Source organism: uncultured Methanobrevibacter sp., assembly GCF_937906425.1.
Taxonomy (GTDB): domain Archaea; phylum Methanobacteriota; class Methanobacteria; order Methanobacteriales; family Methanobacteriaceae; genus Methanobrevibacter.
This window is the reverse complement of record NZ_CALCYR010000221.1, coordinates 1-7,319: the sequence shown is the minus strand read 5'-3', so window position 1 is coordinate 7,319 and position 7,319 is coordinate 1. Positions and strand designations below refer to the sequence as shown.

Annotated in this window: 5 protein-coding genes; 4 read left to right on the top strand and 1 reads right to left on the bottom strand. The window is 32.1% G+C overall.

The genetic code is table 11. The annotated features are described in order from the left end of the window. Positions 1-290: 290 nt before the first annotated feature. Entirely contained in the window at positions 291-1,433 is a 1,143-nt protein-coding gene (locus tag Q0138_RS06395) for an alanine--glyoxylate aminotransferase family protein (protein WP_297982201.1), read from the bottom strand. A 498-nt stretch (positions 1,434-1,931) separates the two neighbouring features. Here Q0138_RS06395 and Q0138_RS06390 point away from each other — a divergent pair, with 498 nt between their 5' ends. The 4 genes from Q0138_RS06390 (at position 1,932) to Q0138_RS06375 (ending at position 7,191) form a co-directional block, all read left to right on the top strand. Then, positions 1,932-3,011 carry a metallophosphoesterase gene (locus Q0138_RS06390; RefSeq protein WP_297982199.1) on the top strand — a complete coding sequence of 360 codons (1,080 nt, stop codon included), beginning with the start codon at positions 1,932-1,934 and terminating at the stop codon, positions 3,009-3,011. A 196-nt stretch (positions 3,012-3,207) separates the two neighbouring features. Then, positions 3,208-4,473 carry an aldo/keto reductase gene (locus Q0138_RS06385; RefSeq protein ID WP_297982196.1) on the top strand — a complete coding sequence of 422 codons (1,266 nt, stop codon included), beginning with the start codon at positions 3,208-3,210 and terminating at the stop codon, positions 4,471-4,473. Between the two features lie 315 nt (positions 4,474-4,788). Then, positions 4,789-5,334 carry a flavodoxin family protein gene (locus tag Q0138_RS06380; RefSeq protein ID WP_297982193.1) on the top strand — a complete coding sequence of 182 codons (546 nt, stop codon included), beginning with the start codon at positions 4,789-4,791 and terminating at the stop codon, positions 5,332-5,334. A gap of 282 nt (positions 5,335-5,616) precedes the next feature. Continuing rightward, on the top strand, positions 5,617-7,191 hold the full coding sequence (locus Q0138_RS06375; RefSeq protein WP_297982189.1) for a hypothetical protein: 1,575 nt from the start codon (positions 5,617-5,619) through the stop codon (positions 7,189-7,191). Positions 7,192-7,319: the final 128 nt, after the last annotated feature.

Genomic DNA, 7,319 nt, shown 5'->3' with positions numbered 1-7,319 from the left:
AAATTTAGAATGTAAATTTAGAAAGTAGAACGTGAAAGTAAAAGTAGAATGTAAATTTAGAATGTAAATTTAGAAAGTAGAACGTGAAAGTAAAAGTAGAATGTAAATTTAGAATGTAAATTTAGAAAGTAGAACGTGAAAGTAAAAGTAGAATGTAAATTTAGAATGTAAATTTAGAAAGTAGAACGTGAAAGTAAAAGTAGAATGTAAAAGTAGAATATAAAAATAGAAAGAAAAAAGTAAAAAGTAAAAGTAAAAAGAAAAAAGTAAAAAGAAAAATTAGTTTAAAATTAGATATAATGGTCTGCAAGTGCTGCTACACCTGCTCCTGCATCGTCAACTAATCCTAAGCCTTTTAAGGTTAATCCTAATGCAGTGAATGTAATTGCTAATTCTTGATAGTTAATTACGCCCATATGTCCAATTCTAATAATGTTTCCTTTAAGATGGTCTTGTCCACCAGCTAATTGAACTTTGTATTTGTTTAACATAGTTCCTCTGATGTCATCATCAGTTGCTCCTTCAGGCATTTTTACTGCAGTTACAGTAGCTGAGGATACAGCTTCATCAGGGAATAATTCAAGACCTAAAGCTTTAACAGCATCTCTGGATGCAGCTGCTGCTTGGTGGTGTCTTGCTACATTATTTTCAAGTCCTTCTTCATGGATTACTTCAAGAGCTGCTTGTAATCCGTAGATTAATGAAACTGATGGGGTGTAAGGAGTTTGAGCAGGGGTTTTGTTACCGTTTGCTCTGTATTTAGGCATGTTTAAGTAGTAAGAGTTGGATTCGACTTTTTCACATGCTGCCCAAGCATCATCACTAAAGGTAATAGCTGCAAGGCCTGGTGGTGCAGCGAGACATTTTTGAGATCCGGTTACACATGCATCAATATGGAATTTGTCTACATCCACATAGTCTCCGCCTAAGGAGGATACGGTATCTACAATAAATAATGCGTCGTAGTTTTTAACGACTTCCCCAACTTCCTGAATAGGTGCAGCGACACCTGTAGAAGTTTCATTGTGTACCATGGTCACTGCCTTAATGTCTTCATCAGCTTCCAAAGCTTCTTCAACTTGGTCAGGAGTTACAGCAGTTCCCCATTCAACTTCAAGTTTTTTGGATTCGATTCCGTGAATGTCTGCAATTTCTGCAAATCTTCCACCAAATTTTCCTCCAACAACATTTAATACTTTTTCTCCTCTGTTTACAAGGTTTGCAAGAGCTGCTTCCATGGCGGAAGTTCCTGAACCTGTGAGGATGTAGGAATCATTTTTAGTTTGGAAGGTTTTAGACATTAATTGAGTGGTTTCAGTATAAATTTCTCCAAATTCGTCTCCTCTATGGTTTACTACATTTTTAGACATGGCTTGTAATACTCTAGGGTCAGCGGTTGTTGGACCTGGGAGCATTAATAAAATTTCATTCATTTAGTTTCCTCCAGTATAATAATAAATATGAGCTTGATGAGATAATTTAAGTTTTAACAATCAAATCCTGATAACTGTTTTAATTCTTAGATTATTTTTAAAAATTTGATAAGTTTCAAGCTATATATAATTTATTTTATTAATAGTTTTTAAATATTTTGTCGGCATTTTGTTTTCTTTATTGAATTTTTTAACTTGTTTTTTCAAGTTTATTTTTGATTTTTCAAATGATTTATTTTTTATTTTCAATTTTCTAAAATTTATGAATTTTATTTTTCAGGATTTACTTAATCTCGTTTAGTTTATTCCTATGGAAACTTTTATAAATCTAATGGACTAATCTTAATTTGATAGTTGTATTTTTATGTTTTTTGTAAATTTAATGTACTAATCTTAATTTGATAGTTGTATTTTTATAGGTTTATTGAATAATTTGATTTTGTATTTTCATATTTTATTGAATAATTTGATGATTATTTTCATGTTTTAGGTGTTGTTATGAGTCGTAGAACAAGAAGGGTTATTTTTACAGCTCCCTTTTTAATCTTATTTGAGTTTTTTCTTTTAAAATATCTTTTTTTATTGTTTGGGGGGCTTGATGACAGTTATTTGCTTGTTTTGGTTTTGCTCTTTGCGATATTGCACATTGTTCCAATGCTTTTTGAGGAGAGGAAATCTCGATTTATAACAAGGGCTCTTGATGAGATTGGCGGGCTTTGGATTTGGTTTTCATTGTTTGTCTTCTTTGACTTGCTCTTTTTATATGCATTAGGATTATTTGTTAAGCTTCCAATCTGGTTTACAATCCTCACTTTGATTATTGTTTTGATAATTGGAATCTATAATTATTACAAGGCTCATAAATTAATCATCAATCAATGCCAAATCGATTTGGATGATTTGGATGAGGATATAAACATAGTCCATTTGTCTGATGTTCATTTTGGAGCAATAAGGCATGATAAGATAATCCTTGATTTAAAGGATGCTTTAAAGAGCTTGGAGGAGGCTTGTGATTTGGCAATCATTTCAGGGGATTTGGCTGATGGTTCCTGTGTTGTGGAGGAAGACAGCTTCTTGCCCCTAAAGGATGTAAACATGCCTATTCTTTTCACCTCTGGAAACCATGACTATTATCCTGGAATAGAAAATGTGATTAATGCTTGTAAAAAGGCAGGAATTATTGTTTTGGACAATGATTTTCTGGAATTCAAGGGTCTAAATATTTATGGTTTGGCATATAGTTTCGATGATATTGAAATGCCTAGTGCAGATGACTTGATTTCTGCTATTTCTGATGATAAGGTAAATATTATTGTCTATCATGTTCCGGAGCATTGGGAAGACTTTTCTAAAATGGGCTTTGACATTCAGTTGTCAGGACATACCCATGGGGGACAGTTTTATCCAGTCGTTTGGATTGGAAATAGGATAATGTATAATATGGGACTTTTCAAGGCAAATCTTGGTGGAAAGGATAAGTATTTGCATGTAACTACTGGAGTAGGTTCTATGGATTATCCTATGCGTTGGGGAACAGATTCGGAGATTGTTGTTTTAAAATTAAGAAGAAAATAAGATTTCTGCTTTTTCCTTTTAATGAGGCATTGTCTTTGTTTTTCTTTTAATGGTGGTGTTTTTTAGGTATTTTTTATCTTTTTGTGTTTTTTTCTTTTAACTTTAATCCTTTAAATATTTAAGAAAGAGTTATATTGTTTTGATTTATAAAGTATTATTATAAAATATTATTGATGAGAAAATATGGGGCTTGTTAATGAATAAACGAATTGTAAAGTCTTCTGGAGATGAACTCTTTCCGCTTGGTTTAGGCGCTATGCGTCTTCCCACTAAAAATAATAATATAGACAAGGATGTAGCTAAGGAATATATTTTATATGCCATTGAAAATGGAATTAATTATGTGGATACCGCCTATGCATATCATGGTGGAGAAAGCGAGTCATTTTTAGGTGAGATTTTAAGTCTTGAAGATGAAAATGGGATTAAATACAGGGACAGAATTAAATTGTCAACCAAATTGCCTTCCTGGATGGTAAGGTCCCGTGAAGATATGGATGCTTTCCTTAATGAACAGTTGAAAAAGCTCCAGACAGATTGCATTGACTATTATTATGTTCACAGTGTTGATTTAAGCACAATTGAAAGGCTTAAGAAATTAGGATTGTATGAGTTTCTTCTAAAGTCAAGGGATGAAGGCAAAATCAGGAATATAGGATTTTCCTATCATGGAACCCCCCATGAATTCAATACTCTCATTGATGATTTTGATTGGGATATGGTTTTGGTTCAGTATAATTATATTGATGTCAATGCCCAGGCAGGCATTAGAGGTATTCAATATGCCTACGAAAAGGATATTGCAGTATTTGTTATGGAACCATTAAAGGGAGGCATTCTTGCTGGAGAATTGCCTGAAGAGGTTGAAAGATTGTTTAATGGTGTCAATGATTCAAGATCTTCTGTTGATTGGGCCTTAAGTTGGGTTTTAAATCAAAAGGAAATAATCTGTGTTTTGTCTGGTATGGGTTCTTTGGATCAGATTAAGGAAAATATGGCCATTGCAGAAAGGGTTCAGCTTGATTCCTTGTCAGAGGATGAATTGAATGTGATGGTTGAAGCCCAAAAGATTTTCAGCTCATTGATGAAAATATCTTGTTCCGGGTGCGGTTATTGTCTGCCTTGTCCTAAGGGAGTAAACATTCCTGACTGCTTTAATATTTATAATGAAAAGTATTTGTTTAATAAAAAGGGTATTGGCCCTATTTCAAATGCAATGATGAATTATTATATGATTGTTGGTGGAATAACCAATAAGCAATCAAGTGCAGGACTTTGCAATCATTGTGGAAGATGCAAGAGATTATGCCCTCAATCAATTGACATTCCTGAGGAATTGGAAAAGGTCAAGTCTGAATTTGAGAAATTTGCTTTTGATTATCAGATTAAGTTTGTTAAGAATGTGGCTATGCCTTCAATAAATAGGATAGCTAAAGTCTTTGACTTTTTTAAGAATTTTTAACTATTTTTTTTAAAATTAGTTTTTTATTCTTTTCTAATTTAATTATTTTTTTATTTTCATGTTTTTAAGGTTTGTTTTTATTTTTTTCTTTATTTTGGGTGTTATTTTTATTTTTTTATTATTTTTTAAGGCTTGTTTTTATTTTTTTCTTTATTTTAGGGGTTGTTTTTATTTTTTATTATTTTTTAAGCCTTGTTTTTATTTTTTTCTTTATTTTAGTGTTATTTTTATTTTTTTATTATTTTTCAGTATGAAATAGGACAGTGCCGATTAATTAGTTAAATATTAATAGGGTCTTTTGATTAATATAATGTTATGAAAATTTTAGCTTTAAATGGGAGTCCTAGAAAAAAAGGTAACACTAATCGTATTTTGGATGAAATGATTAAAGGTTGTGTTGAAAATGGCCATGATGTTGAAAAGTACTTTTTGGACAAATTAGACATTAATCCTTGTAGTGGGTGCGAAATTTGTGCTAAAGGAAAGGATTGCAGATTTGAAGATGATGGGTCTCAAATCATCAATCAATTGGCTGATGGTGCAAGTCTGATAGTCGCTTCACCAATATACTTTGGTCAAATGACTGCACAGCTTAAAACAATAATCGACAGGTTCTACTCAATTTTTAATAATCCTGATAAGCATTTTGATGGTAAAGTGGCTATAATATTTACTCATGCTTATCCTGGGGATGATTTTTACAAACAATATATTGATTTAGTAAAAGCTCAACCTTTTGAAAACAATACTGAACTGGAAATTATCGATGCTTTGGAAGTTGGGGGCGTAAAATTCATTGGTGATGCGGATAAGACTGATGAAGCACTTAAAAAAGCATATGCCATTGGATTAAAATTTTAATTCTTTTTTCAATATTTTATTATATTTTTTTCTTTATTTTAAGTGTTATTTTTGTTTTTTTATTATTTTTTTAGATTAATTTTTATTTTTTCTTTATTTTAAGTGTTATTTTTGTTTTTTTATTATTTTTGAGTCTTGTTTTTGTTTCTTTTTTAAGTTTTATTCTTCTTTTTTAGATTAATTTGTTTTATTTTAATAAAACATTCTTCCGATACCTTTTTAAATAAGTTAGTAGTTATTAATCTATACAAATTTATTAATTGATTATTCGGAGGGAAAATTATGGCTAAAAGTTTATCTGCTAGAAATTTTATGATAATTTTTAGTGTTTTTCTTATTCTAATCATATTGCCTTGTTCATTTGCTGTAAGTGCAGATGATTCTAATAATGATGATTTTGCTTTGGATTTAGGCAATATTTTGTCTTTCAATATTGATTTAGACTTTTTAACTAATTTATTTAATTTTGATGATTCTTTTGTCTCTGCAGCAGAATCTGATGGTGCCTCTGGACCTGGTGGCGATGGTTCCGCTCCTCCTGATGCTAATGGAGGCGCTCCTGATGGAGGAAATGGTGGTTCTGCACCTGGTGAAGGGGAATCCCAATCAGGTTCTACAGAAGCAAAAGGTGCTATTGTAATCAATGGTTCTGAAACTTATTCCGGTGAGCTGTTCAATACAAGTTCTGAAGACACTTCAGTCATCTTGGTAAAAGAGGTTGCAAAGTTGGTTTTAAGTGATTCAACCCTTGAAAAACTTGGTGGGGATGTGTCCAGTACTGAAGACAGTGAATTTACTGGAGTAAATGCGGGAATTCTTGTTCAAAACGGAGAATTGGAAATTTCCAACACTCAAATTACAACATCTGCATCAGGTGCAAATGCATTGTTTGCAACTGGTGAAAACGCTTCAGTAAAGGCTAGCGGTTTAACAATTGACACTTCCAAGGATTCCTCAAGGGGAATTGATGTAACCTATGGCGGATCCGTTGAAGCTGATGATGTCAAAATCAATACTCAAGGAGAACATTGTGCAGCTCTTGCAACTGATAGGGGAGAAGGTTTCATTACCGTAACAAATTCTGAATTAAATACTAATGGTGCAGGTTCTCCATGTATTTATTCAACAGGTAACATTACTGTAAGTGACTCCAATGGACTTGCTACAGGTTCTTCAGCTGCAGTTATTGAAGGTAAAAACTCAATTACCTTAACTAATTGTAATCTGGAAAATTATGCATATGGCAGAACAACTGATGGTATTGACTGTGCAGGGGTAATGATTTACCAAAGTATGTCTGGAGATGCAGATGAAGGTACTGGTACATTTATAGCAACTGATACCACAATTAAGGTCTCTACTGAATCCTCTGTCTATTCCACAGCTCCAATGTTTTTCATAACAAACACAAAGGCTTTAATCAATTTGGAAAATTGTAATTTGGATTATGGTAGTGGAATTTTATTGAATGTCTCATCCAATGATGGTGAATGGGGTAATGAAGGTTCCAATGGAGGGGATCTTGAGTTCAATGCAAAGAATCAGGAATTGATTGGAGATATTTATGTTGATGAATACAGCAGTCTTCAAATTAATTTGGATTCCTCTTCCAAACTGGAAGGAGCAATTAATTCCGGCAGTGAGCTTGCTGTAGTGGATATTAGATTATCATCTGATTCTGAATGGACTCTAACTGATGATTCTGTTGTTAATTCATTAGTTATTGATGGAGACGATTTGGATAAAATCCACAGTAATGGTCATAATATTTATTATGACGCTTCAGACGATGCCAATTCCTGGATAAATGGAACAGTATCCTTGTCTGACGGTGGAAAATTAATTCCTTTAGATTAGATTAAAGTAAATTAATTTAAATCTCTAAACTTCTAGAGATTTTTATTTTTTTATTTTTATTTTTTATTTTTTTAAGTTTTTTAAGTTTTTTAAGTTTTTTATGAGTTAATTTTTTTTAATTTTATTTT